This is a genomic window from Ruminococcus bovis (assembly GCF_005601135.1).
Taxonomy (GTDB): Bacteria; Bacillota; Clostridia; order Oscillospirales; family Acutalibacteraceae; genus Ruminococcoides; species Ruminococcoides bovis.
The window spans coordinates 372421-398597 of the sequence record NZ_CP039381.1; the positions used below are offsets into that span (position 1 = coordinate 372421).

The window sequence follows — 26177 nt, forward strand, 5'->3', positions numbered from 1 at the left end:
AATCATTCCTCCTAGCTAATTGTTGCAATCAACATATTCTTAAATATTGATGCCCTTAAACTATCTCTAATGTTTTGTGGAGCAGTTGCCAAAGCTCTGTCTGACAATGCAACCATCATTACATTAGCTAACTTTCTATCAAGTAGTTGCTGACGGTATAAATTTTTAATCATCACCTCTGCAGTTACCTTATCAATTTTATCACCGATAGAATTGACAAGGTGCATTACAAGTGTTTCGTTATCAGCGTGAACTCTTGTAATTCGGATATAACCGCCACCTCCTCGCCTTGATTCAACCATATATCCTTGTTCCGGTGTAAACCGGCTGGTAATAACATAATTTATCTGACTTGGCACACACCCAAGTGTGGTAGCAAGTTCGTTTCTTTGGATTTCTGCGTTACCGTTGTGGTCATCCAGCATTTCCAAAATCGTTTGAGCTACTAAGTCACTCATCTTCATACTACTCATCTCTTTTCACTATCTATCAATTGGAGGTTCTTTTCTTAACCTCTCTTAACTTTGTGACTTTATTATAGGGCTAAAGTCAGATAAAGTCAAAGTCAAAGAAAGTCAAATAAAAACCACTAAAGCCGTTTATCTTAAATTAGCTCACTAATACTCTTATTTTCTTAAATTTTTAAAAATTTTAGACTTTTTTTGACCTTTAATAAAAACTTTGACTTTCCCCCTATTTTCTTGACCTTTTCAATTCTGTTTGTGGGTAAAGATTAGTTTGATAAATTAGGGTTTTTCAATTTTGTTTGTGCGTAAAGGTAAGATTGATAAATTAGGGTTTATGGGGCTAGAATTTGCATCGTTATATGGTGAATATTTAGAGTTTGCAGAGACTAACCAGCCTCCCTTGTGTAAAGGGAGGGGGACCACGAAGTGGTGGAAGGATTGTTTTGGTAGGCACTTTAGATTATATAAGATTTATTCGATATATGATGTAGGGAACGAACAATGTTCGTTCCGTTATTTATAGATAATTTTTATCTTATCGTACACATTTTATCTAGAGAACACTATCTACCATAACAATCCCTCAGTCGCTCTTTAAAAGTAAATTGTCATTCTTCCAATTTACGAGCGACAGCTCCTTTACACAAGGGAGGGTAGATTATAATAACAAGTGCAACACTAAAAAAATAGACAATATGAAAACCAACGTGTAAAATGTAGTTGCAACACCAAACATAATACGGAGGTAATCATATTGTCATATACACATCTTACACTAATTGAAAGAGAATGTCTACAAGAATTTTACGAAAAAGGATATAGCATAAGAAAAATTGCAAAAATACTTGAACGAAGTCCTTCTACAATCAGCAGAGAATTAAAACGGAATTTTAGTAAAAAACGCAAACACTATCATTCTTGGGGCGCACATGTAAAATATTTAGTAAGAAGAAAGGATTGTCATAGAAAAATAATTTACTCATATACACAGATATATATAATTATGTATTTGATAAATTACATTCCTTTTGGTCACGAAATAATAGCCGATAAATGGAATTTAAATCATAATATAAAGATTTCTTTTCTTCTATTTATCGTGCAATTCGTTCCAAATTATTCCCGGGTATTTCACCTGCATCACATCTTAGAAGAAGAGGAAAACCTTACAGAACTGAGCGTAAGACCTACACTAAACATTCTGAAAAATCAATTCATAATCGTGATTCTGTAATTGATGAGAGAGGAAGATTTGGTGATTATGAGGGAGATACAATTTACGGTTCAGTTGGAAAAGGCTATCTTGTTACTGCTATTGATAGAAAATCAAGATTTCTTGTAGCTGCTACCTGTAAAGATAAATCTATTTCATCAATTAATTCAGCTTTTAGAGAAGCTTTTGAAAAGCTTCTTTAAAAATCAAGCCACTTACATTAACTTTAGATAATGGTTCTGAATTTAACGGATATGCTGATATTGAAAAAGATTTAGATTTAGAAATATATTTTGCAGATGTTCATGCTCCTTGGCAACGAGGTTCAAATGAAAATATCAATGGACTATTAAGATTTTTCTTTCCAAGAGGTACTGATTTCAGAAAAGTCACAAGAGCACAACTTGATGCAGTCCTTGATAAAATCAATAATAGACCTAGAAAATGTTTAGACCTTCTTTCACCTATTGACTATTTTAATCAAAGTGTTGCACTTGGTTTGACAATCTAAGGAGCCTTATTTGCTAAAATTTACTACTCTATACTCATCCCCACAAACCCAAATTTATCTAACTAACTTTTTCACACAGATAAAATTAGAAAAATTAAATACAAAAGAAAAGACCTAACTTTCGTTAGGTCTGATTTAAGAATTAATCTTCTCTATATTCTTTTTTTAGGCAACCATTTTTGATGATTTTTAGCTTTTTGTTTAAAATCTTAATAGCCTCGTCGGTATCTATATCCATAAACAAAACATCAAAAATTGCATTTTTAGAAATAGACATTAGCATTTCAAATAGAATTCTAATATCTTCCGGTGAATTATCAAAAGAAAATTTCCTTGTGTCTATATTAGGTATAAGTTCATTAAAGTAGGTGATAGACCTTTCACAAATTCTATCAAGAATAGACTTTGCGTTTACAGATACACCGGGTACAAACTTCTGCATTTGGCTTTTTGCTTTAGGTTGGCTAACTTTGGTGAAATGCTGGGACATAACCTCTTCCATTGTAGCGAAAAGGTCGCCCTTGTATTTAACAAGAGTATTTGTAAAACATTCCTTGATACTGTCCATTATTCTGTCAGCAAAAATATCGTAAAGGTCGCCCTTATCATCAAAATATTGATAGAAACTACCCCTGGAAATATTTGCCTCTTTAATAATACTGTTGATGCTTATTTTATCAAGTGGTACTCTGTCAAATTCTGCTTTAATGGCTTGGTAAATTCGTTCCCTTTTTGTTTCAGGTAGATTGTAAAATGTCTGCTTAATCATAATTTCTTATCTCCTTTAAAAAGTACCGCAACTTATATGACATCCTGTCATAATAATACTATTTCCATTTAAAAATGTCAAGAAAAATGTTTATATATAAAAGTACTTGTGCAAAATTATTTACACATTAACTAATTTAGAAAAGTAAAATTAGTTCAATAAATTAGGGTTTTTCAATTTTGATTGTGGGTAAAGATTAGTTCGATAAATTTGGGTTTGTGGAGTTGTTTATGTAATGTAGGTTAATTAGATATCAACCGATTAATTCATTTAATTTATAGTTTTATCCCTCCTTCAGTCGATTTATAAAAGGTAAATTGCCGTACCGTCAATTTACAATCGACAGCTCCCTCGTCTGAGGGAGCCAAGCATAATATGTACAAACTTATAAATTTGTACATAATTAAAGAAATTGTACATACCTTGTTGGCTCCCTCGCTGAGGGAGCTGTCATTTGTGAATTGCAAATCAATTCACCTTTTAAAGAATGACTGAAGGAGTGGTTGATATTTTAAACTTGTTTAAAATATCATCATAGAAGAAACTTTCCTTTATTTCTAACTATAAAATACAATGAACATTATGAGATACAGTTGTAGGGGACATCATTGATGTCCCGTTACAAACTAGCCTTTATATAGGTACTTTGCCCTATGTAGCAAGTTATAATTTCTAGTTTCTACATAGGACAAAATTGTATAAAACATTTTACTATTAAACGGGCGAACGATGTTCGCCCCTACGACTGTAAGCCAAAATTTTGTTATAATTCACACCCACAAACCCTAATTTGTCAATCTAAACTTATGCAAAAATAAGTGTTAACTGTAAAAAGGAAAAAGAAAGAAGTCAAAACAAATTGCTTTGACTTCTTCTATAACAATATTATAAATTTATAACATATAATTTCTACAATAAGATAACAAATCTATCACAATATAGCATTCATAACTAAATAACAGAAATGTAAATTAAAAAACAAGAAAATTACTTATCTTCAGCTTCATTTCTGTTGATAGCATTTAGCACACCTAGGATTGAGCTATAGTTAACATTATGGTCAATGCCAACACCGAAAATTCTCTTATTTTCAGGTGTTTCAAGTTCAATGTAAGAAACTGCCTGAGAGTCACTACCTTCGCTAATAGCATGTTGACTATAAGAACGGAACTTATACTGGTCAATGCCAATCTTCTTTATAGCGTTGAAGAATGCATCAATAGGACCGTTACCAACACCGGTTGTGTTTCTCTTATCAGTACCGTCAATAACGATAGTACCCTTAAAGTGAACATACTCCTTGCCATTTTCGCTTTCTTCAAAGATACGGCTGTTTTCAATAACATACTTCTGTGGGTGTTCTAGGTAGTTATCCTTAAATACTTCAAATAGTTCCTTTGGTACAAGCTCTCTGCCTAGTTCATCACACTTAACCTGAACTAATGCACCGAACTCTGGATGCATTTTCTTTGGTAGTTCGTAGCCAAAGTTGTGTTCCATAACATAAGCAGCACCACCCTTACCACTCTGTGAGTTAATACGAATGATAGGCTCATACTGTCTGCCAACATCAGCAGGGTCAATTGGAATATATGGAACTTCCCAGTAGTCTGAGTTAGTGTCCTTGCAGTACTTAACACCCTTGTTGATAGCATCCTGATGGCTACCTGAGAATGCAGTAAATACTAGTTCACCAATATAAGGCTGTCTTTCGCCAATCTTCATATTAGTGCATCTTTCAAAGATTTCCTTTAGCTTTGGTAGGTTAGAGAAATCAAGTTCAGGGTCAACACCCTGTGTGTACATATTTAGGCCAACAGTAACAATGTCTAGGTTACCTGTTCTTTCACCGTTACCGAATAGTGTACCTTCAACTCTCTCAGCACCTGCAAGTAAAGCAAGTTCTGTTGCAGCAACACCTGTACCTCTGTCGTTGTGAGGATGAACTGAGATAATAGCACTTTCTCTGTTCTTTAGGTGCTTGATAAAGTATTCAATCTGATCGGCATATGTGTTAGGTGTACACATTTCTACTGTGTTAGGTAGATTTAGAATAATAGGGTTTTCAGGTGTACATTCAAGCACATCCATAACCTTTTCACAGATTTTAACTGCATTGTCCATTTCTGTGCCACTAAAGCTTTCAGGACTGTATTCAAATCTAATGTTTGTGTCACCGTCATAGTTGTCTGTTAGTTCTTTAATTAGCTTTGCACCTTCAACTGCAATGTCAATGATACCATCTATATCTTTCTTAAATACAACTTTTCTCTGTAAAGTAGAAGTTGAATTGTAGAAGTGAACAATAACATTCTTAGCACCCTTAATAGCCTCAAATGTCTTTTTGATTAGGTGTTCTCTTGCTTGTACAAGAACCTGAATTGTAACATCATCAGGAATATGATTTCCTTCTATTAGTTCTCTACAGATTTCGTATTCTGTTTCTGATGCTGATGGGAAACCGATTTCAATTTCTTTGAAACCCATATCGCATAGTGCATGGAAGAATTCCAACTTTTCTTCAAGATTCATAGGGTCAATCAGTGCCTGGTTGCCATCTCTTAGGTCAACACTACACCAAGTTGGAGCTTTTGTAATTACTTTTGTAGGCCATTCTCTGTCCGGTAAATCAATCTGCTTAAAAGGAATATACTTTTTGTATCCTTCTTTCATAGGAAAAACCTCCTTGTCTTTCGTAAAAAATAATACATAAAATACATAAAAAAACGCCCCTAAAAATAGGGACGAACAAATTATCCGTGGTACCACCCAAGTTTAAGCATATGTCACCATATACTCCTTAAGAACTTCCAACAAAGTTCTGACCAATAACGAGGTCTGCCGTCTTGCCCTTATAAGACAAGAAACTCCGGGATGAGTTATACATATAAGTTTTGACACTGTTTTACACCAACCAACAGTTCTCTTCGCTCTAAAACAAATATCTTTTTCCCTTCATAGTTTTTAAGGGTTATTTTTTTGTGTAATACTATTATATTAATGGGGAATAGGAATGTCAAGACTTTTATAAATAATATTCTATCTTTGTCTATATTTTTTGTAGTAAAACCTCTGTATGTTGAAAAGTTACAAAATTCAATAATATACATTAATATATGTTTTAATATTCTAAATGTTGACATATACAAAAAATAGCAATACAATATAGATAACTATGTTTTTTCATTTAACAATGTAGTAGAATTATAAATAGTTCAAATATAAAAGTGGTCCGGAATTATATATAAATTTTTTACATAAATCTTAAGTTATATTGACTATTGTTACAATGATGAGATTTTCTGAAAAAATTTTAAAAAATATGTAACCTTTTTTGTACTTGAAAAGTGTTATAAGTAAGAGAGGGTAAAGAAGTTGGAAGAGATATTGGATGTTGAGAGCTTTGTCACCAAAGCTGTTAATGAATATTCCGGTACAATATATAAGGTTGCTTTCCATATTACTTGCAACAAGGATGATGCCTATGATGTGTGTCAGGATGCTTTCCTAAGATTGTTCAACAATTTTGAAAAGATTAAGGACGATGAACACCTAAAAGCGTGGCTTATCCGAGTTGCAGTAAATTGTGCAAAAAGCTATTGTACGAAAGGATTTAAGAAAAATACAGTTCCTATTGATGATGTTAATGAAAATGAGTTAATAGCTGAAAATAAGAAAGATAATACTATAGATAAGGTTCTTAAATTACCGGAAAAGTATCGTGTAGTTATTCATCTTTTCTATTATCAAGAAATGAGTATTGAAGAAATATCCGATACTTTACAGATTGGTAAATCAGCAGTTAAAACAAGATTATCAAGAGGAAGAAAACTGTTAGAAAAAATTATTAGAGAGGAGGAAGCTTTAGGTGGATAAATTTGATTTTGATTTGTACAAAAAACAAACCGATGAGATTGACTTAACAGACAAGCAAAAGCAAGACTTAATTAGCAATATCCTTGATAAGAAGAAAAGAGAAAACTTAAAGGTTATTGATTTCCCTACCGAAAAACCTAAAATTTATAAATACAAGAACCTACTGACTATTGCTGCCGGGTTTGTTATTATTATTTCCATTGCTTTCTTAACAAACTTAGTACCTGGTTTTCTTTCTTCTCAGAAGATGGATGAATTTTCTCTTGTGAATTCATTAAGTAACAACAAGGATAAGTCGGTACAAAAGGCTATTGTAGTTGAACTTAAAGACAAAAAAGGCAAGAAAGAGGTCGAAAGTAAACCACTTGACCTACAACTTAAGGGTAAACACATAACAAGTGTTGATGTTTATTCAGCAGGTAATAACTATATTGTGTTAAATAGTTATAGCAGTGGTACTGCTTATGCTGAGGCTAGTACTTCTTATAGCAATATTGATTATAGCGATATTGATTTCTTAGGTTGGATGCCATCAGAAGAAAATATTGCAACTCTTAAGGGTTTGGCTTCTCAGTCAACAGCAGATGAGTATTACAATTGTATGTATGATACAATTTATATGACAATCTATTTTTCAAATGGTGATACTGTAAAGCAGAAGTTGGTTGTTTCTTATGATGACAACTACAACTACACTATTGAATAAAGAAAAGAAAATTATACTTTTTTGCTCTGCCTTTGATGATTGTAAGAATATAAAGACATTTAATATTTCTAAAAATGTAAATGAAATCAGAAAAAATGTTTTTATCAATTGTACAAGTTTAAAGAGCATTAATATGGATAAAAATAATAAGAAATATGCAACAGTAAACGGTTCTCTTTATAATAAGAAAAAGAATAATCTTATTGCTTATCCCGGTGGCAGAACATCATCATACAAAGTTTCTAAGGGTACTAAGTACATTGGAAATCAGTCCTTTTCCGGTGCTACAGTAAAGAAAGTTGTTCTTCCTAATACAGTAAAGAATATTGGCTATAAAGCATTTGAAAACTGTAAGAGCCTTAATAATATTACTATTCAGGGTTCTGTAAGTTTTATTGATGCAAAGGCTTTTGACAACACAAAGTACTACAATACTTCAAAGTATTGGTACAAAGGTCAGCTATATGTTGCTAATTGTGTAGTTGACAGTAAAGAAAATATTAAGTCAGCTAACCTAAAGTCAAGTACAAGACTGATTGCAAGAGATGACTTTACTTTATATGTATATAAAAATACTGCAGGTAATAGATATGCTAAGGGTAATGCCTTTAACTATAAGGTAATCAAATAAACTGAATATATTTTATTGCACTTCTGATTTAGCTATGGTTAAGTCAGAGGTGCATTTTTCTTATAAAGAAAAAAATAAATATGGAAATTATATATAAAAATGAAAAAACATTGTAAAAAAATAAAATATATTGTATAATAGTATTGAAAATTTTTATACAAAGGTGGTATTTTATGGAACTAAATAACGAGCCTATCTATAAGGCAAGTCAATCAAAAGTTTCTACAGTAGTAGCATACCTAATAGGTGCTAAAGAAGATATGTTTAGTTACTATTCAGGTGACAGTATGGACATTATTGAGAAACTAAAGGAAAATGATGATGCAATTATTCTAAGGTCACTATGTAATATTCGTACAAACCTAATGTTGCATTACCAAACAACACAGGAAAGTATTTATTATTTTACAAACCTAGACAGACAAAGCTATTATGAAGAAGATGTAAAAATTCTAAGAAGTAAAGGCATTGATATTGTCAAGGCTAATTGCAAGGTAAATACTTATATTGCAAACATAAACGAACTTATTGCAAACAGAATAAATAATGTTAAGGACTTTTTCCCTGAATGGTTTAAGTGGGAATACATCAGAGAACTTTTTGTAATGCCTAAAGGTCAAAAAGAAGATAGAATTATGGCTGAGTCAAAGAAATTCTCTGCTAATAGAAATAACTATCCTTACCAAAGATATATTTACTGGAGACCTGTTGAAGAGGGTAATATCCTATTTAATGATGAAAAATTTGCAATGATAATCTATAGACAACATAACGAAGAATTTTCTGATATTTCTAAGGTTACAGATGCAAGTGATGTTATTAAAACAGATATTTATGACTTTATTCAGAATGGCGAAAAGGTTATGATTGTGGTTGATTGTGAAAACAGTGACCCTATTAAACTTGCAGGTACTCTTACTCAGCTTAACGCAGATGAACTTTCCAAAATTTCTAAAATAGAATTATACGACGATAAACATACTTCAAAAGCATGGAAGTACATTGGTGCATTAACCGGTATCCCTGTTGAGCATAATGTAATTGAAAGAGTTAAGGAAGAAAAATCTTTGGTTGATATTAAAATGTCAGTGGGTATCTCAAAGGCTTATTTTCGTGACAATGTAGATTCATTTATTATGCTTTCAAGTGACTCTGACTTTTGGGGTGTTATCTCCTCAATTCCTGATGCAAAGTTCCTTGTTATGGTTGAGCAAAGTAAGTGTGGACCTGATATTCTAAATGCATTTAAGGATAACGGTACATATTATTGTTATATTGATGACTTTTCAACCGGCAATATTAAGGGCTTTAAGAATGCAATTCTCCGTTCAACTTTGGAAGAAAAAGTAGGTTCACTTGTAAATATTGATACTAAGGAACTAGTAAATAATATTTTCAGAGAGCTATATATGGAAGTTGATGAAGCAGAGAAAAAGAATTTCTACGATAAATATGTTAAGAAAATGACTCTTGCTATTGATAAAGATGGAATGATGACTATTAAAATCCCTGATTGATTTTTAGTTACCCTTTCTTTCGTCAATTTTTTTACTGAATATATAAACAAGTGATTAGAAAATAATTTAAATTAACTTATAACTAAAACTTATATTTATTCTCGCAAATTGATTTATCATTACCATAGTTCATAGATTTATAAATTCTGTGTATTTGAAATTGTACTTATATATTAGTTGATTGAATTCATATATTTTAAATTATAATTTATATGACTATGAATATATTTAAATGTTTGAAAATTTAATTTATGTGTTTGTGAATTCGAACTATGTATTTGAAAATTAAATTTGTAAGCTAAAATTAAACTATAAACTATAATAAATTAACCGACCCATTTAGGGTCGGTTTTTCTATATCAAATAATTTATATTTGATTAGCTCAGTTTATTATTTTGGGTTTTAAATTTTGTTTGTGGGTTAAGAATAGTCAGTTCAACAAATTAGGGTTTGTAGTGATAGAACTTGCCTTGTTATGTGGTAGTTATTTAGAATTAGCTGAGACTCCCAGCCTCCTTAGATTGTCAAACCAAGTGCAACACTTTGATTAAAATAGTCAATAGGTGAAAGAAGGTCTAAACATTTTCTAGGTCTATTATTGATTTTATCAAGGACTGCATCAAGTTGTGCTCTTGTGACTTTTCTGAAATCAGTACCTCTTGGAAAGAAAAATCTTAATAGTCCATTGATATTTTCATTTGAACCTCGTTGCCAAGGAGCATGAACATCTGCAAAATATATTTCTAAATCTAAATCTTTTTCAATATCAGCATATCCGTTAAATTCAGAACCATTATCTAAAGTTAATGTAAGTGGCTTGATTTTTAAAGAAGCTTTTCAAAAGCTTCTCTAAAAGCTGAATTAATTGATGAAATAGATTTATCTTTACAGGTAGCAGCTACAAGAAATCTTGATTTTCTATCAATAGCAGTAACAAGATAGCCTTTTCCAACTGAACCGTAAATTGTATCTCCCTCATAATCACCAAATCTTCCTCTCTCATCAATTACAGAATCACGATTATGAATTGATTTTTCAGAATGTTTAGTGTAGGTCTTACGCTCAGTTCTGTAAGGTTTTCCTCTTCTTCTAAGATGTGATGCAGGTGAAATACCGTGAATAATTTGGAACGAATTGCACGATAAATAGAAGAAAAGAAATCTTTATATTATGATTTAAATTCCATTTATCGGCTATTATTTCGTGACCAAAAGGAATGTAATTTATCAAATACATAATTATATATATCTGTGTATATGAGTAAATTATTTTTCTATGACAATCCTTTCTTCTTACTAAATATTTTACATGTGCGCCCCAAGAATGATAGTGTTTGCGTTTTTTACTAAAATTCCGTTTTAATTCTCTGCTGATTGTAGAAGGACTTCGTTCAAGTATTTTGCAATTTTTCTTATGCTATATCCTTTTTCGTAAAATTCTTGTAGACATTCTCTTTCAATTAGTGTAAGATGTGTATATGACAATATGATTACCTCCGTATTATGTTTGGTGTTGCAACTACATTTTACACGTTGGTTTTCATATTGTCTATTTTTTTAGTGTTGCACTTGTTATTATAATCTACCCTCCCTTGTGTAAAGGGAGCTGTCGCTCGTAAATTGGAAGAATGACAATTTACTTTTAAAGAGCGACTGAGGGATTGTTATGGTAGATAGTGTTCTCTAGATAAAATGTGTACGATAAGATAAAAATTATCTATAAATAACGGAACGAACATTGTTCGTTCCCTACATCATATATCGAATAAATCTTATATAATCTAAAGTGCCTACCAAAACAATCCTTCCACCACTTCGTGGTCCCCCTCCCTTTACACAAGGGAGGCTGGTTAGTCTCTGCAAACTCTAAATATTCACCATATAACGATGCAAATTCTAGCCCCATAAACTCTAATTTGTTGAATTGTTTTTAGATTAGCACAATCAAAATTAAAAAACTAATTTATAACACTAAAATATTAAAACCACAATCAAAAACAAACACAAAAGGCGACACCCTATGGTAAAAGAATACCATAGGGTGTTTTTGGGATTTGGGAATAATGAAACAAATCAATTGTTGTAAGCTAATTTAATTTTTTAAGTTAATTTAATTTTCTATACGCTAATTCAATTCTGTTTAGGCTAGTTTATTTTTATGCCAATTTAATACTGTTTAAGCAGTTTAACTTTTATGCATAGTTAATTTTGCTTAAGTTAATTTAATTTTTAATGCTTAATTAATTATGTTTATGCTAATTTGATTTTTATGCAAATTTAATTCTTAAGCCAATTAAATTTTAATTAATATCGGCTTAATTTTAAATGCCTGAATAATTTTTAATTAGCACAATAGCATTAAAAAATTTAGATTTTCATTTATCAATATTAATCTATATCTTCCTTTAGAGCATCAATGATTGAGCCTTTCTTGATTTTATTAACTGCATAGAACATTGTAAGTCCTACAATTAAGAACACTGCAACAACTACAATTAGGTAAATCATAATATCAGGTCTGAAAGGATAACCTGCTTCACCTATAGAAATATGCATACCGTAGCTAATTAGTAAGCTAAGTGGTAAACCGATAATCAAAGCCTTAATGCCATATAACAAACTTTCCAGACAGACAATCTTGTAAAAGCCTTTCTTGGAAACGCCAACTGAACGAAGCATTGCAAATTCTCTTTTTCTCATTGCAGTACCGGTTGATATTGTGTTAATTATATTGAAGATTGTAATTAAAGTGATTAGTGTAATGAAGCCATATAGGAACACCTGAATAGTGAACCTAACTGCCTCATAACCTTGTCGGTCATGTTCATAATTAGAAACACTAAGCACAGTATAATCACTACTTAAATTATTAATTGTATCATATAACTTAGTGCTATTATCAGTAACATAACCATAGGTTACAGACATATCACTTGGCTTATTATTTGTAACCTTTAAGTATTCACTCATTGGTGCAAACATAGTGATTTCACTGTTATCATCCATAGTAAACAGCAGATTATTCTCATCATACTTAATAAAGTCACCTATATAAATATTGTTTTCTTTTGATAAAATATGACCTTCCAGTTTATAGTTATCTTCATAAATTGAATCATCCATAAAGCCACCGGCAAATAAATCCGATTGGTCACAATATAAACCGTAGTTCTTGATACTATCTTTAAATACAGGGTCTTCTGATGACTTATCACCAACACTGTTAACTGCAAGTGTTAATAATTTTTTGCCATAATACTTGCTTTTATCAATATTATTATCCTTACAAATCTTATTAAAGGTATCATCCTCAACAAGGTGTACCATCATACAAATACTTTCTTTGTATTTCCTTTTGTACTGAAAATTCATATAATCAAGATATTTGTCCTTGTTTTCTGCCATTTGTACAATACTATAGGATGTAAGCAAGAATTTATCTTTAATATTATTATCCTTAGCAATTTCTTCATTAAACTTTTCAGCTTCATTATATGGCAGTGCTGCCTCTACCTGATAAGATTCTTTTTTCAATCCATCTACTTGAGTTGTAAACATACTACAGAAGTAGTTTACTGTAATGAATAGCACAATAGAAATTGTAAGTGAAACAATAATCAGTCTTGATTTTTTACCATTTCTCTTTAGGTTTTTGTTGGCAATTTCACCCTCATAACCGAAGATTTTTCTAATCAACTTTGATGACTTTAGACTTTTTGCCTTTAGATTAATTGAGTCATTCTGTCTGATTGCATCAATAGGACTAATCTTTGAGGACTTTCTGGCCGGAATATATGCAGAAATAAAGATTGTAATAATACTAAATACAATTATTGAAATAATACTCCAAGCAGGTACTGACAAAATAGAGGTTATCATACCTTCCTTTATGTAACCTAATGCACCGGAAGTTATCAGTCTGTTTAGAACTACATTTAAGGTTATATCAATACCGATAATACCGAAGAAAATACCTAAAGGAATTGCAATCAACCCTAGGAATGCACCCTCAAAATATACTGAATTTCTCTTCTGCTTTCTGGTAGCACCAACACTTGCCAACATTCCTAAGTATCTAAGTCTGCCTGTCAGTGACATTGAAAAGGCATTATACACCAGCATAACTGAGGCAGTGATAATAATTATCAGCATAATTATAATAGATATAATCATCACAGCAGTAGTATCATTAATTGCCAATGCACCTTGGCTTAACAAGTAGTCAGTATTATAATCAAAACTTTCTTCAAGACTATATCTGTCCAAAATCTTATCAATTTGTTTTGTTGCATAGAAACCAACATTATTTAGTTTACAGTAAACATCAATATTACTAAAGTTTTCTTTAGAGAAAGAACCACTATGACCAAATACTATGTTTTCACTATATAGTGCAGTTGATCTATCATCTGTCATAATACCGGTAACAGTGACAACCTTTGTTTCATGCTTTTTAAATATATTATCTGACTGAGCATCATCATACAGTCTTTCTTCTTTGGTTGTTTTATCGTAATAATTACCGATTTCAAGGGTAACCTTATCCCCTACTTTCCATGATAATTTATTATCATCAATGTAGGACTTTTGAACAAGAATTTCATTTTCATTAGTAGGTAGCTTACCGGTAAACTCATTAGTCATAACCATCTCTAGACAGTTATAATCATATTCTCTAAGGTCTACCATCATAACCTCAGGGTCATTTTCTTTACCTTGTGGTACAACTGCATAATTATACTTGTAAGTTGTACCTACTTTCTTCAATTCACCGTCATTTTTAATTTTTGATGTGCCTTCAATTCTTTCTGTTGAGTCATCATTATAAGCAGAAGCAGTAAAATCATAGTCACCTGTAGTATATTTCATCATTTGTCCTGTAACATTCAGTAATGATGAGCTACCTACAAATACTGCTGTAATCATTGCTACTGCAACAATGATACCTAAGATAGTGACAACTGTTCTGCCTTTATTTTCTTTTAGGTGACGCAAAGTTAACTTTCTTACAATATTCAACCTTTACTCACCTCATCCTTAACAATCTTACCATCTTCAATAGCAATAATTCTGTCGGCAGACTGAGCAATTCTTTCGTCATGAGTAATCATAATTACTGTTTGATTATGTTCTCTGTTAAACTTGCGAAGTAAAGCAACAATTTCCTTACTGTTTTCACTGTCAAGGTTACCTGTAGGTTCATCAGCAAGTAATAGTGCAGGATTGTTAGCCAATGCTCTGCCAATGGAAACTCTCTGTTGTTGACCACCTGAAAGCTGGTTTGGCAAGTGCTTTAGTCTGTCACCTAAGCCAAGGTTACTTACTAAGTAATCAATCTGTTCTTTGTTAGGTTTTCTGCCATCAAGTAGTAGTGGCAAAGTCAGATTTTCTTCAACTGTCAAGATTGGTATTAGGTTGTAGAACTGATACACCAGACCGATTTGTCTTCTTCTGAAAATTGACAAAGGACTTTCCTTTAGCTTTGTAATATCAGTACCGTCAATAATTACATTACCACTTGTTGGTGTATCTACACCACCGATTATATGTAGCAAAGTTGATTTACCTGAACCTGATGGTCCGATAATTGCAACAAACTCACCTTGCTCAACAGTAAAAGAAACATCATCAACTGCTTTTACAAGTGTGTCACCTTTTCCGTAAATTTTTGATAAATTTTTAACTTCAAGTATGTTCATAAATTTTCCTCCCTAACTTTGACTATATCATATCAAAGAAAACTTACATTAAGGTGACTTTTATATTACAAATTCGTCACACAACCATTTTGTTGAATTTAATAATAAATTCTGTTCCTACATTTTCTTCACTGGTAACATCAATTGTGCCACCTTGGTTTTCAACAATTGTCTTAGCAAGTGCCAGCCCAATGCCTACACTCTCCTTAGAAGAATTCTCTCCTTGATAAAATCTTTCAAAAATATGTGGTAAATCCTTTTTCTTGATGCCACAACCGTTATCAGTAATTTTTATGTAACTATAAATATTAGTTACACCTGTTTCTATATTTAGCTTTCCATTATCGGCAGTATGTTCAATACAATTTTTTATAATATTTTCCACAGCCTCACTTGTCCAGTTTAAGTCACCTGTAAAGGAAAAGTCATCAACCTTAGTTTCAAGTGAAATATTCTTCATTTCCATTTGCACTAGGAATGGACTTAGGCTTTTTGTAATTACCGATAAAACATCAATTTTTTCTTTCTTAAACTTAATTGTACCGGCATCTAACTTAGAAAGTTTCAGCAAATTCTCTACTAACCATTTTATTTTGCTAATCTGAGTTTCTATTATAGAGATAAATTCCCTTTGCTTATCAATATTCTTTTCATCTTTCAACAAATCAACCATAACCATAAGTGAGGTTAGTGGTGTTTTTAGCTGATGGGAAATATCAGCTAAAGAATCTGCAAGGTAGATTTTATCTTTTTCAAGCAGTTCATTTTTTGAACGAAGTAACACAATAACCTTGTACAGATTATTCTTTAGGATAGACAGTTCACCCTCAGTATTTTCCTTAATATCAATAAGATAATTACCTGCACACACAAGTGAAAGGTAGTTATTTAGTTCGGCAATTTTCTTGTATCTTTTCCTAGTAACAATATAAAATGTTAAGGTCAAAATTGCACCTAACAAAAAGGTAACTACAGAACAAACTACATTAAAGAATAGTGTCACTACAGTTGCAACTATTGTTCCTAAAAAGCCCATTAAAGCAATAATCTTTATATCTTTATTTATCATTTTCAATCACATATCCTAATCCACGAATTGTCTTGATAATCATAGGGGCTGATGGGTCATCCTCAATTTTATCTCTTAATCTTTTAATATAAACAGTAAGAGTGTTGTCATTTACAAAGTCACCCTCAACATCCCAAATATATTCCAACAGTTTATTACGAGAAAGAATATTACCACGATTATTTAGCAAAATTAAGAATAGCTTATACTCCATAGCAGTTAAAATAACTTCCTGACCATTCTTGAAAACTGTTGCTTTGTTTGTATTTATAAGGACATTTCCTATTTTAATGATACCTTTACTTTCCCTATTGTATCGTCTAAGGACACTTTTAATTCTTGCAATAAGTTCCTTAACTCTAAATGGTTTAGAAATATAGTCATCAGCACCAAGTTCAAGACCCATAACCACATTAACCTCATCATCATAAGCAGTTAGGAAAATTACCGGAAAGTCACCGATTGACTTTATCTTTTTGCAAACATCATAACCACTACCATCAGGTAATGTTAAGTCAAGAATATATAATGCAAACTTCTCTTTATTTATAATTTCAAAGGCTGACTTTACACTGGTTGCAATTGTCACAGTATAACCCTCATTTTCAAGAGAATACTTTAGACCAATACCAATAGCCTCATCATCTTCAAGTAAAAAAACATTCATTTAATCACCCCAAATAATAATAACACATAGGCAAAAATACTTCTATTACAAAATTGTAAGAAAAAGTATTATCAATAGGTAAAATCGTATTGACAATAGGTAAAATTTAAAATAAAATATAGTTATCAAATAAGGAAAGGAATGATAATAAATGAATATTTGGCACGATATTTCCCCAAAAAGAATTACAACAGACAAGTTTTATGCAGTTATTGAAATTTCTAAGGGTGGCAAGAATAAATACGAATTAGACAAAGAAACAGGATTACTAAAATTGGACAGAGTGCTTTTTACATCCACCCACTATCCGGCTAACTATGGTTTTATTCCTCGTACATACGCAGATGACGGTGACCCACTAGATGTACTTGTACTATGCAGTGAGACAATTCAGCCAATGACATTAGTTGAATGTAAACCAATCGGTGTACTGACTATGATTGACGATAACCACAATGATGAAAAAATCATTGCAGTTCCTGTTAATGACCCTAACTACAACGGTTACAGTGATATTTCTGACCTACCTACTCATTATTTTGAAGAAATCAGACATTTCTTCCAGGTTTATAAAACACTTGAAAATGACAAGGTTACTACTGTTACAGAAATCAACGGTTGTGATGATGCAAAGGAAGTTATCAGAAAGTCTATTGACAGTTACATTCGTGACTTCCAAATGGCATAAAATATAATAAAGTTTTTACTAAGCCTACTGATTCAAAAATTTGTGGGCTTTTTGTATACTACTTAAGTTAGGTGATGTTATGTTTTTTGAAAATCTATGGAAAGAAATTTCTACCCTTAATGAGGTTCAATCTATTGCTTTAGCCGGTTCTAGGGCAAGTGAAAAGTATGATGAAAAATCAGATTACGACTTATACATTTACTGTGATACTGTTCCAAGTGATGAAGTAAGAAAAAGCATCCTAGAAAAATATTGTGACTACATTGAACTCGGTAATCACTTTTGGGAATTAGAGGACAATTGCACATTAAAGAATGGCATTGATATTGATATTCTTTACAGAAATATTGACACTATTACAGAAGAACTTTCTTCTGTTGTAGAAAAGTACAACCCACACAATGGTTACACAACCTGCATATGGCACAATGTTCTACACAGTAAAATTCTATATGATAAGAATGATAAATTTAAGAAAATGCAAGACAGATTTTCTGTGCCTTATCCGGAAGAATTAAAAAAAAATATTACTCGTCAAAATATGAATTTGTTATCCGGAATTTTGCCTTCCTATGATAAGCAAATTACAAAAGCACTTAACAGAAATGATTTGCCTAGTATCAACCACAGAATATCAGCATTTGTTGAGTCGTACTTTGATATAATATTTGCACTAAACAAAATGACTCATCCCGGTGAAAAGAGAATGGTTGAATATGCTAAAGGTTATGGTAAAATTCTTCCAAAAAATTTTGAAGAAAATTTAACAAGTCTGTTCTCTAATATGTTTTCTGATAAAGAAAATACACTTCTTATATTAGAAAACATTGTAACAGAAATAAAAAAAGTAATATAATAATCATAAAATTTAAATTTTTAACACTTAATTTGTATTTTAGCATATTTCAAAATCTCCATCAATGATGGAGATTTTTTTGCACATTAAATATTTTGAATTGTACTTTGTAAAATTAACTTTTCAATTTTGTTTGTCCTAGTGTATAAATGATTTTATCAAATTTTCCTTTACATACAATCAAAACTGAAAGAACAAAAGGAAAACAGACCCTCAAATGAGGGTCTGTAACTTTTAATTTTATAATTCAAATATAACCATAATCCAGCAAATAAATTAACTGCAAATCAACTATGATTAAACACATAATTTCTTACATAGAATTATTTTAAATTATAAATGAACATTAACAAAGAATTATCCCTTAACAGCACCGGCAACAACACCTTCGATAATATACTTCTGACAAGCAAAGTAGAAGATGATGATTGGCAAGATACTTACAATGATAAGTGCCATAATAGCACCCATATCCGTTTGTCCGTAACTACCGTTTAGGTACTGAATGTGAATAGGGATTGTTCTATAGTTTGTACCACTAAAGATTAGGTATGGTAGTAGGTAGTCGTTCCAAATCCACATTGTTTCCAGAATACCAACAGAAATAATAGTTGGCTTCATAATAGGAACAACAACACCAAAATATGTTCTAAGAGGACCTGCACCGTCAACACTTGCAGCTTCTTCAACTTCAATAGGAATACCCTTTACAAAGCCGGAGAACATAAAGATTGCAAGACCTGCACCAAATCCCAGATAAACAACCAAAATACCAACAGGTGAATTTAGGTGTAGCTTATCAGCAGTCTTAGAAAGTGTGTACATAACCATCTGGAATGGTACAACCATTGAGAATACACAGAAGTAGTAAATAATCTTACAAATCTTTGAGTTAACTCTTGTAACATACCATGCAGTCATTGATGTACAAAGTAGGATTAGGAATACACCACCGATAGTGATAAATAAACTTGTTAAAACAACTTTCCAGAAAGAGAAGTTACCAAATGTCATACCTTTAATATAGTTCTGGAAACCATAGAAAGTGTCAGCATTTGGGAAAGCAAATGGTTTGTCACTAATATCTGTCTTAAACTTAAAGGAGTTCATCAAAACAATAAATAGTGGTGACACATAGAAAATTGAAATAACAGAAAATACTACTGTCAAAATTTTCATACCTAAAGTTTGCTTTTTCTTAGGTTGTTTTTCCTTAGGTTTAACCTTTGCCATTACTGCTGCACCTCCCTCTTTCTAGTGAAGTATAGCTGAGCAAGAGCAATTACAACAACAATTACAAAGAAGATAACTGCCTCTGCTTGACCAACACCACGAGAGTTAGCGTTTGAGTAGAAGGTGTTGTAAATATTAAGTGCCATCATTTCCGTTTGCTTAATGGTTACACCACCGTCAGTTACTACACCCGGAGCACCTGCTGTTAAAGCTAGGTTCTGGTCAAATAGCTTAAATGAATTTGTTAGTGTTAGGAATGTACAAATTGTAATTGATGGTGCCATCATAGGAATAGTAACTTTAGTAAGAAGTTGTCTTCTGTTAGCACCGTCAATCTTTGCTGCTTCATAAAGGTCACTAGGAACACTTTGGAAACCGGCAATATAAATAATCATCATATAACCAGCTTGTTGCCAACACATCAGAATTACAAGTCCCCAGAAACCATAAGTACTGTTAAGTGCTAGGTTAGTACCGTAGTTATGTAGGATACCATCAAAAATAAGTTTCCAAATGTAACCAAGGATGATACCACCGATTAGGTTAGGAACAAAGAACACTGTTCTAAAGATATTAGAACCTCTAATACCAAGGGTTAGAACATATGCAACTGCAAAAGCAATAAGGTTAATCAGAACTATTGAAACAATAACAAATAAAACTGTAAACCAGAATGAATGGATAAAGGCTTCATTTTGGAATGCTTTTACATAGTTATCAAAACCAATCAGTTTAGCATCAGTTACTGTATGGAACTTACAGAATGATAGATAGATACCCTGAAAGAAGGGATAAATAAAACCGATAGCAAAGGCAATTAATGTTGGTAATACGAAAATCAGAAAATACTTTTTATGTTTCTTTACCATTTTCTCACCTTTCTTCTTATTTCAAAATTATAGGGGGCGAATACGCCCCCTAACTAAGTTCAATAATTAAAGGATTAATTAGCCGTTAGCCTTTGCGTATTCTGTCTTCCAACCGTCAACGAAAGCCTTAACAACATCATCCCACTTACCTGTACCGGCAGCATACTGTGTTAGAGCTGTACCAACACCGTTCTTCCAGTCTTCACTAGGCATTGTTGTAAAGTTCCAAGAAACAGCTTCTTTACCGTCAGATACATACTTGTCAGCAACCTTAACTAGAGCGTTTGTAGCTTCCTTAGCATCCTTGAATGGGATTACAAAGCCCATATCGTTAGCCATTGCAGAAGTACCCTTGTCAGATGTTACACACCATTTCATAAAGTCTAGAGTAGCCTTCTGATCGTCTTCAGAAGCGTTACTGTTTACACACCAGTAGTTTTCAGAACCTGTGCATAGACCCTGATTTTCTTCACCGTCAACACCGATGTAAATAGGTAGCATACCCATTTCGTCGTCCTTTAGGCCGCCCTTCTTGATAGCGTCATATTCCCAAGTACCGTTCTGGAAGAATACTGCCTGACCCTTAATGAATTCTGTTTCTGAGTCAGTAGCTGTCTTGTTAGCAAGAGCAGTAGGAGCACATGTTGAATCTGTGATGTATAGATCGAAAATCTTCTTGTAGTTATCAAGGTAAGTACCCTTGATAGCATCTGTAGAAGTAATGTTGTCCTTCTTGTATTCATAGTAGATAGGCATATTTGCTAGGTGAGTCTTAAATCTCCAGTCAGATGAACTATCCATACCTGCTGAAGTAAAGGCACCCTTAACACCTAACTTATCTTTGTTCTTCTGAATTTCATCAGCAACAGTCTTTAGCTTATCAAAGCTGTTGATGTCTTCAATCTTCTTAACTGTAGCAAATGAAGAATCACAATACTTTTGAAGTAGAGTCTTGTTGTAAATGATACCGTATGACTCAATAACATAAGCAATACCTGATACACTGTCGCCGTCCTTTAGTGCAAATGAATCGCTTGTTAACTGCTTGTAAATGTCAGAATCTTTAAGATCTAGACAATAGTCTTTCCAGTTTTTTAGACCAACAGGACCGTTAACCTGGAATAGTGTAGGAGCATTGTCCTTATCCATTGCAGATGTAAGAGTTTCTTCATACTTACCTTCGGCAGCAGTCTGAACTTTAACCTTAACACCTGTTTCCTTTGTGTATTCCTTAGCTAACTTCTGCCAAGCCTGATCCTGTTCAGGTTTAAAGTTTAGATAATAAACCTGACCTTTAGCACCACTACTGTCCTTATCGTTAGAACTTGAAGTGCCACAACCAGCTAAACAAGTAGCTGCCATCATACCTGCCACGCCGGCAACTACGATTCTCTTCACTGTTTCTTTTTTCATTTTTTTCACCTTGTCCTTAAAAATTTTTCGCCTTATCAGAAGACGAATTTGAGGAGTGTCTCCTCAACCTCACAACTGCAGTTTAACACACTTTTTATAAAAATACAATAGTTTTGACTAATATTTTTTATAAAATATGTGTAATTTAATTTACAGACTGTTACAGATGTTCGCAATATATTCAAAATTTTTCTAAATTTATTAATATTTTTATTCAGTTATTTTGTGGTAAACACTAGGTTTTTAAGGTATTTTGTTCTTTTAAAGAATATAACAATTTTGATTTATTTGTTGCAAATTCAACTACTGTTGTGGTACTATAAAAAAGAAAAAATTTTAAGGAATGATTGAATGAAAAGCTTTAAAAACTCTGCTTTTGCAAGATTTTTCACTAATTTCCCAAAAATTATGTTTGCAAATCTTTTATATACTATTCCCTCAACCATATGCTTTGCTATATTTGGTTTGATAGGTTACTTAACAGGTTTTCAAAATGTAATAGTTTGGTTTTTAGGAATTATACCGGCTTACCCACTTTATGCCGGACTTGTAATGGTAATTAGGAAAATTGCAATTGAAAAGGAAGATATTAATGTACTTGATACATTCAAAACTTCTGTAAAAGAAAATTGGAAAACATTTTTAATTAACGGTATCATAACTTACCTTATAATTACACTTTCAGTTTTCGCAATTCTTTACTACTATTCAATGGCAAGTGTCAGTGCAGTTTACAGTGCATTGCTTACACTATATTTATTCTTTAGTGCAATGCTGGTGGCTACAATGTTCTATGTGCCTATGATGAACATTACATATGATATTAAGCTACTTCAAGTGTACAAGAACTCATTTATACTTGTATTTGGCAAGATTTTAAGAAGTGTTTTAACTTTACTTGCAGTTGCAGTACCTACTGCTGTGGCATTCTTTGCAATTATGCTAACAAGTAATGTATGGCTACTGATTGCAGGTATTTTGGTTTCACTTATTTACCCACTATTCTATACTTACATTGTTGTTTCTATTATCTCAAAGCCATTGCAAGAGGCAGTTGGTTCTTTCACTAAGAAAGATGACAGATATGTTGTACTTCCTAAGGAAAGAGATATTGAAAAAGAAAAGAAACTTATGGATGAAAATAAAGACAGTGAATATGTATTTGTTAACGGTAGAATGATTAAGAAAGATAAGTGATTTTTCAATTTTATTACTACCTATAAGAAACAAAAAAGCTCCCATTATGGGAGCTTTTGTTATATCTAAATTCTGCATTTTATTAGCAAATCTTGTTTCTGTCGATTTCTCTGATGTCTGTTCTTTTGATTTTTCCGCTGATTGTCTTTGGCATTTCGTCAATAAACTCCAGGTGCTGAATGTGCTTGTAGGAGGCTACTCGGCTGTTTACAAAGGTTTTCAGCTCTCTTTTCAGCTCTCTGCTCTCTGTGTAGCCCTCTGCAAGGTGAACGGTTGCCTTGATTGCCTGACCTCTTGACTCGTCAGGTACACCGATAACTGCACATTCCATAACAGCAGGGTGCTTCATCAGTACATTTTCTATCTCAAAAGGTCCTACTCTAAAGCCTCTTGTCTTGATAAGGTCGTCAATTCTGCCAACATACCAGTAATATCCGTCCTCGTCCTTGTAGGCTGTGTCCCCTGTGTGATAAACGCCGTTTCTCCAAACCTTTTCGTACAGCTTTTCGTCACCGCAGTAGCCCATAAAGATGCCGTGCTGATTTTCCTGTGGGACAACTACAATTTCGCCAACCTCGTTTGCAGGCAGCTCGTTACCGCTGTCGTCAACAATCATTGTGTTGTAAAGTGGTGTTGGTTTGCCCAAAGCACCAACCTTTTCCTCACTCCCCACAAGGTTGCCAATCATTAGTACAGACTCTGTCTGACCAAAGCCCTCCATAAGTCTTAGTCCTGTCTGCTCAAAAACCTTTTTGAATACAACAGGGTTAAGTGCCTCGCCTGCTGTGGTGATGTGCTTTAATGAAGAAAGGTCGTAATTATTCATTCCACGCTTGATGAAATAGCGGTAAACTGTTGGCGGTGCGCAGAAAGATGTAACCTTGTACTTTTCCATAACTCTCAACAGCTTGTCAGGTGAGAAATGGTCGAAGTCGTAAACCATAACACCGCAACCGCAAAGCCATTGACCGTAAATTTTGCCCCATGAAGCCTTACCCCAGCCTGTTTCCGCAACTGTGAGGTGAAGTCCCTTTTCCTTTACATCCTGCCAAAACTTTGCTGTGATTATGTGGGAAAGTGTGTAGGTGTGGTCGTGCATAACAGCCTTTGGGTAGCCTGTTGTACCTGATGTAAAGTATATGAGCATTGGCTCCTTAGCAAGGGTTTCAACTCTTTCAAAGTTGTCGTCAGCCTTTTCAATTTCATCTGTAAAATTAACAGCGCCCTCCACATCTCTGCGTACAACAAAAACCTTTTCAAGAATCGTTCTTTCCTTTGATGCCTTAACTAAAGTTTCCGCTGTGTCACCGTCAGGTGTGGAAACTGCAAAGCGAATATCCGCTGTGTCAACTCTGTATGTGATGTCGTCAAGGGTGAGCATATTTGTTGCAGGGATAACGATAGCGCCCAGCTTGTGAAGTGCGGGAACAATGTACCAGTATTCATAATTCCTTTTAAGAATTACAATCACTCTGTCGCCCTTTTTAACACCCTGATTTTTAAAGGCATTTGCCGCCTTATTGCTAAGTCTTTTTATATCGGCAAAGGTAAATGTCTTGTGAAGATGGTCGGGGTTTGTCCACTCCATAGCAATGTCGTTTGGTGCAAGCTCCCCCATTTTATCCACAACATCATAGCCAAAGTTGTAGTTTTCGGGATAATCAAGCTGAAAACTGTTCAGCACTCCATTTTCGTCCAAGGTATAGTTACAAAAATCATTAAACAACTGCATAATCATTCTCCTTAAATTTTAAATTTTGAAATCACTCTTTCGTTTTTACAATTATATTATACGAAAGGGATAATACTTTTACAATCCGACATACAATGCAAATGTAATAATATTTTGAATAAGTTAATGCAGATTATGCATAAATAACAAAGGCTCCCCTTATTTATAAGGTATTCCCCTGCTAAGTGAAATGCCCCTTTGGTGGAGGCTGTTTGTAATCCCAAATGCCTGCTCCTGTCATTCCGGGCTTGTTATGGAAATAGGGTTATTGATACTTTTTCACTATTCCCTATTACTTTATAACTAAAAAAGCTCCCATTTCGGGAGCTTTTGTTTTTTGATGTTGTTTGTAATTTTCAGTTTTTTCAATTTCGTTTGTACATAGAGGTAAATTTGTACAACAAATTTAGGCTCTAAAATCTGATTATGGTTATAGGTGAGATTGATAAATTAGTATAAATTATGGTAAAGACAAAGGCTCCCTCGCTGAGGGAGCTGTCATTCGTGAATTGCAAAGCAATTCACCTTTTAAAGAATGACTGAAGGAGTGGTTGATATTTTAAACTTGTTTAAAATATCTTCATAGAAGAAACTTTCCTTTATTTCTAACTATAAAATACAATGAACATTATGAGATACAGTTGTAGGGGACATCATTGATGTCCCGTTACAAACTAGCCTAAATAAAGGTATAATGCCCTATGTAGATATTTGAAATTTGCACAGACAAAAGCCCGCCTTGTGTAAAGGAGGGTGTCAGCGTTAAGCTGACGGGAGGATTGTCACGGTAGATAGTGTCCTTTAGATGAAATGTGTACGATTAGATAAAAGTCATCTATAATAACGGAACGAACACTGTTCGTTCCCTACATCATATATTTATCGAATAAAATTGATATAGTAAATAAGTTTGTACCATAACAATCCCTCAGTCGCTCTTTAAGAGTAAATTGTCATTCTTCCAATTTACGAGCGACAGCTCCCTTTACACAAGGGAGCCTTATTTGCTGAAAATTAACACTTTGTACTCATCCCTACAAACCCTAATTTATCTAACTAATATT

18 protein-coding genes, 2 pseudogenes and 1 other annotated feature are annotated in these 26177 nt (G+C 32.9%); of the genes and pseudogenes, 8 read left to right on the forward strand and 12 right to left on the reverse strand.

The features are described from left to right. Window positions 1-11 precede the first annotated feature (11 nt). Window positions 12-473: a CtsR family transcriptional regulator gene (locus tag E5Z56_RS01785; protein WP_232842469.1), complete on the reverse strand. Its 462-nt coding sequence runs from the start codon at window positions 471-473 to the stop codon at window positions 12-14. Between the two features lie 748 nt (window positions 474-1221). On the opposite strand from E5Z56_RS01785, the pseudogene E5Z56_RS12290 reads away from it, so the two are divergent. Beyond that, window positions 1222-2191: pseudogene (locus E5Z56_RS12290) on the forward strand (IS30 family transposase). 142 nt (window positions 2192-2333) lie between these two features. Here E5Z56_RS12290 and E5Z56_RS01805 read toward each other — a convergent pair. Next, window positions 2334-2960, reverse strand: a complete 627-nt coding sequence (locus E5Z56_RS01805) for a TetR/AcrR family transcriptional regulator (protein ID WP_138156267.1) — start codon at window positions 2958-2960, stop codon at window positions 2334-2336. A gap of 987 nt (window positions 2961-3947) precedes the next feature. Further along, window positions 3948-5633, reverse strand: coding sequence for a 2-isopropylmalate synthase (gene leuA / locus E5Z56_RS01810; RefSeq protein ID WP_138156268.1), 1686 nt, complete (start codon window positions 5631-5633; stop codon window positions 3948-3950). A 64-nt stretch (window positions 5634-5697) separates the two neighbouring features. After that, window positions 5698-5928, reverse strand: a binding site (T-box leader). Between the two features lie 407 nt (window positions 5929-6335). On the opposite strand from leuA, the gene E5Z56_RS01815 reads away from it, so the two are divergent. The 4 genes from E5Z56_RS01815 (at window position 6336) to E5Z56_RS01830 (ending at window position 9690) form a co-directional block, all read left to right on the forward strand. Next, window positions 6336-6836: an RNA polymerase sigma factor gene (locus E5Z56_RS01815; RefSeq protein ID WP_138156269.1), complete on the forward strand. Its 501-nt coding sequence runs from the start codon at window positions 6336-6338 to the stop codon at window positions 6834-6836. Next, window positions 6829-7542 (forward strand): hypothetical protein, encoded by a 714-nt coding sequence (locus tag E5Z56_RS01820; RefSeq protein ID WP_138156270.1) that lies wholly within the window; start codon window positions 6829-6831, stop codon window positions 7540-7542. Before E5Z56_RS01815 ends, E5Z56_RS01820 begins: the two co-directional genes overlap by 8 nt. Next, entirely contained in the window at window positions 7511-8173 is a 663-nt protein-coding gene (locus tag E5Z56_RS01825; protein WP_138156271.1) for a leucine-rich repeat protein, read from the forward strand. Before E5Z56_RS01820 ends, E5Z56_RS01825 begins: the two co-directional genes overlap by 32 nt. A 173-nt stretch (window positions 8174-8346) precedes the next feature. After that, window positions 8347-9690, forward strand: a complete 1344-nt coding sequence (locus E5Z56_RS01830; protein WP_138156272.1) for an NYN domain-containing protein — start codon at window positions 8347-8349, stop codon at window positions 9688-9690. A gap of 517 nt (window positions 9691-10207) precedes the next feature. On the opposite strand, the pseudogene E5Z56_RS12295 reads toward E5Z56_RS01830, so the two are convergent. From E5Z56_RS12295 to E5Z56_RS01860, 5 genes and pseudogenes are all read right to left on the reverse strand, one after another. Further along, a pseudogene (locus E5Z56_RS12295) lies at window positions 10208-11175 on the reverse strand (IS30 family transposase). Between the two features lie 903 nt (window positions 11176-12078). Further along, window positions 12079-14709 (reverse strand): ABC transporter permease, encoded by a 2631-nt coding sequence (locus E5Z56_RS01845; RefSeq protein WP_138156273.1) that lies wholly within the window; start codon window positions 14707-14709, stop codon window positions 12079-12081. Beyond that, window positions 14706-15389, reverse strand: coding sequence for an ABC transporter ATP-binding protein (locus E5Z56_RS01850; RefSeq protein WP_138156274.1), 684 nt, complete (start codon window positions 15387-15389; stop codon window positions 14706-14708). The genes E5Z56_RS01845 and E5Z56_RS01850 overlap by 4 nt, the downstream gene beginning before the upstream one ends. 76 nt (window positions 15390-15465) lie before the next feature. Beyond that, window positions 15466-16458, reverse strand: coding sequence for a sensor histidine kinase (locus tag E5Z56_RS01855; RefSeq protein WP_138156275.1), 993 nt, complete (start codon window positions 16456-16458; stop codon window positions 15466-15468). After that, entirely contained in the window at window positions 16448-17125 is a 678-nt protein-coding gene (locus E5Z56_RS01860) for a response regulator transcription factor (RefSeq protein WP_022505666.1), read from the reverse strand. Before E5Z56_RS01860 ends, E5Z56_RS01855 begins: the two co-directional genes overlap by 11 nt. 151 nt (window positions 17126-17276) lie before the next feature. On the opposite strand from E5Z56_RS01860, the gene E5Z56_RS01865 reads away from it, so the two are divergent. Both E5Z56_RS01865 and E5Z56_RS01870 read left to right on the forward strand, forming a co-directional pair. Continuing rightward, window positions 17277-17813, forward strand: a complete 537-nt coding sequence (locus E5Z56_RS01865; protein WP_138156276.1) for an inorganic diphosphatase — start codon at window positions 17277-17279, stop codon at window positions 17811-17813. A 79-nt stretch (window positions 17814-17892) separates the two neighbouring features. After that, on the forward strand, window positions 17893-18669 hold the full coding sequence (locus E5Z56_RS01870) for a DUF4037 domain-containing protein (RefSeq protein WP_138156277.1): 777 nt from the start codon (window positions 17893-17895) through the stop codon (window positions 18667-18669). A gap of 357 nt (window positions 18670-19026) precedes the next feature. Here E5Z56_RS01870 and E5Z56_RS01875 read toward each other — a convergent pair whose 3' ends face one another. The 3 genes from E5Z56_RS01875 to E5Z56_RS01885 form a co-directional block, all read right to left on the reverse strand. Then, a complete protein-coding gene (locus E5Z56_RS01875) occupies window positions 19027-19902 on the reverse strand; it encodes a carbohydrate ABC transporter permease (protein WP_138156278.1) in 876 nt (291 codons plus the stop codon). Continuing rightward, entirely contained in the window at window positions 19902-20771 is an 870-nt protein-coding gene (locus E5Z56_RS01880; RefSeq protein WP_138156279.1) for a carbohydrate ABC transporter permease, read from the reverse strand. The genes E5Z56_RS01875 and E5Z56_RS01880 overlap by 1 nt, the downstream gene beginning before the upstream one ends. A gap of 78 nt (window positions 20772-20849) precedes the next feature. Next, complete coding sequence (locus E5Z56_RS01885) at window positions 20850-22184, reverse strand: ABC transporter substrate-binding protein (protein ID WP_138156280.1); 1335 nt, start codon at window positions 22182-22184, stop codon at window positions 20850-20852. Between the two features lie 351 nt (window positions 22185-22535). Between E5Z56_RS01885 and E5Z56_RS01890 the strand changes: the two genes are divergently transcribed. Beyond that, window positions 22536-23381: a DUF624 domain-containing protein gene (locus tag E5Z56_RS01890; RefSeq protein WP_138156281.1), complete on the forward strand. Its 846-nt coding sequence runs from the start codon at window positions 22536-22538 to the stop codon at window positions 23379-23381. Window positions 23382-23463: 82 nt separating this feature from the next. Here E5Z56_RS01890 and E5Z56_RS01895 read toward each other — a convergent pair whose 3' ends face one another. Next, the gene (locus E5Z56_RS01895) at window positions 23464-25113 is read right to left on the reverse strand and encodes an AMP-binding protein (protein ID WP_138156282.1); all 1650 of its coding nucleotides are present in this window, start codon (window positions 25111-25113) and stop codon (window positions 23464-23466) included. Window positions 25114-26177: the final 1064 nt, after the last annotated feature.

What these genes read in the sequence shown, in the direction of transcription:
- E5Z56_RS01785 (WP_232842469.1), bottom strand. Translation starts at nt 473, where the DNA reads ATGAGTAGTATGAAGATGAGTGACTTAGTAGCTCAAACGATTTTGGAA.
- E5Z56_RS01805 (WP_138156267.1), bottom strand. Translation starts at nt 2,960, where the DNA reads ATGATTAAGCAGACATTTTACAATCTACCTGAAACAAAAAGGGAACGA.
- leuA (WP_138156268.1), bottom strand. Translation starts at nt 5,633, where the DNA reads ATGAAAGAAGGATACAAAAAGTATATTCCTTTTAAGCAGATTGATTTA.
- E5Z56_RS01825 (WP_138156271.1), top strand. Translation starts at nt 7,511, where the DNA reads ATGATGACAACTACAACTACACTATTGAATAAAGAAAAGAAAATTATA.
- E5Z56_RS01830 (WP_138156272.1), top strand. Translation starts at nt 8,347, where the DNA reads ATGGAACTAAATAACGAGCCTATCTATAAGGCAAGTCAATCAAAAGTT.
- E5Z56_RS01850 (WP_138156274.1), bottom strand. Translation starts at nt 15,389, where the DNA reads ATGAACATACTTGAAGTTAAAAATTTATCAAAAATTTACGGAAAAGGT.
- E5Z56_RS01855 (WP_138156275.1), bottom strand. Translation starts at nt 16,458, where the DNA reads ATGATAAATAAAGATATAAAGATTATTGCTTTAATGGGCTTTTTAGGA.
- E5Z56_RS01860 (WP_022505666.1), bottom strand. Translation starts at nt 17,125, where the DNA reads ATGAATGTTTTTTTACTTGAAGATGATGAGGCTATTGGTATTGGTCTA.
- E5Z56_RS01865 (WP_138156276.1), top strand. Translation starts at nt 17,277, where the DNA reads ATGAATATTTGGCACGATATTTCCCCAAAAAGAATTACAACAGACAAG.
- E5Z56_RS01870 (WP_138156277.1), top strand. Translation starts at nt 17,893, where the DNA reads ATGTTTTTTGAAAATCTATGGAAAGAAATTTCTACCCTTAATGAGGTT.
- E5Z56_RS01875 (WP_138156278.1), bottom strand. Translation starts at nt 19,902, where the DNA reads ATGGCAAAGGTTAAACCTAAGGAAAAACAACCTAAGAAAAAGCAAACT.
- E5Z56_RS01880 (WP_138156279.1), bottom strand. Translation starts at nt 20,771, where the DNA reads ATGGTAAAGAAACATAAAAAGTATTTTCTGATTTTCGTATTACCAACA.
- E5Z56_RS01885 (WP_138156280.1), bottom strand. Translation starts at nt 22,184, where the DNA reads ATGAAAAAAGAAACAGTGAAGAGAATCGTAGTTGCCGGCGTGGCAGGT.
- E5Z56_RS01890 (WP_138156281.1), top strand. Translation starts at nt 22,536, where the DNA reads ATGAAAAGCTTTAAAAACTCTGCTTTTGCAAGATTTTTCACTAATTTC.
- E5Z56_RS01895 (WP_138156282.1), bottom strand. Translation starts at nt 25,113, where the DNA reads ATGCAGTTGTTTAATGATTTTTGTAACTATACCTTGGACGAAAATGGA.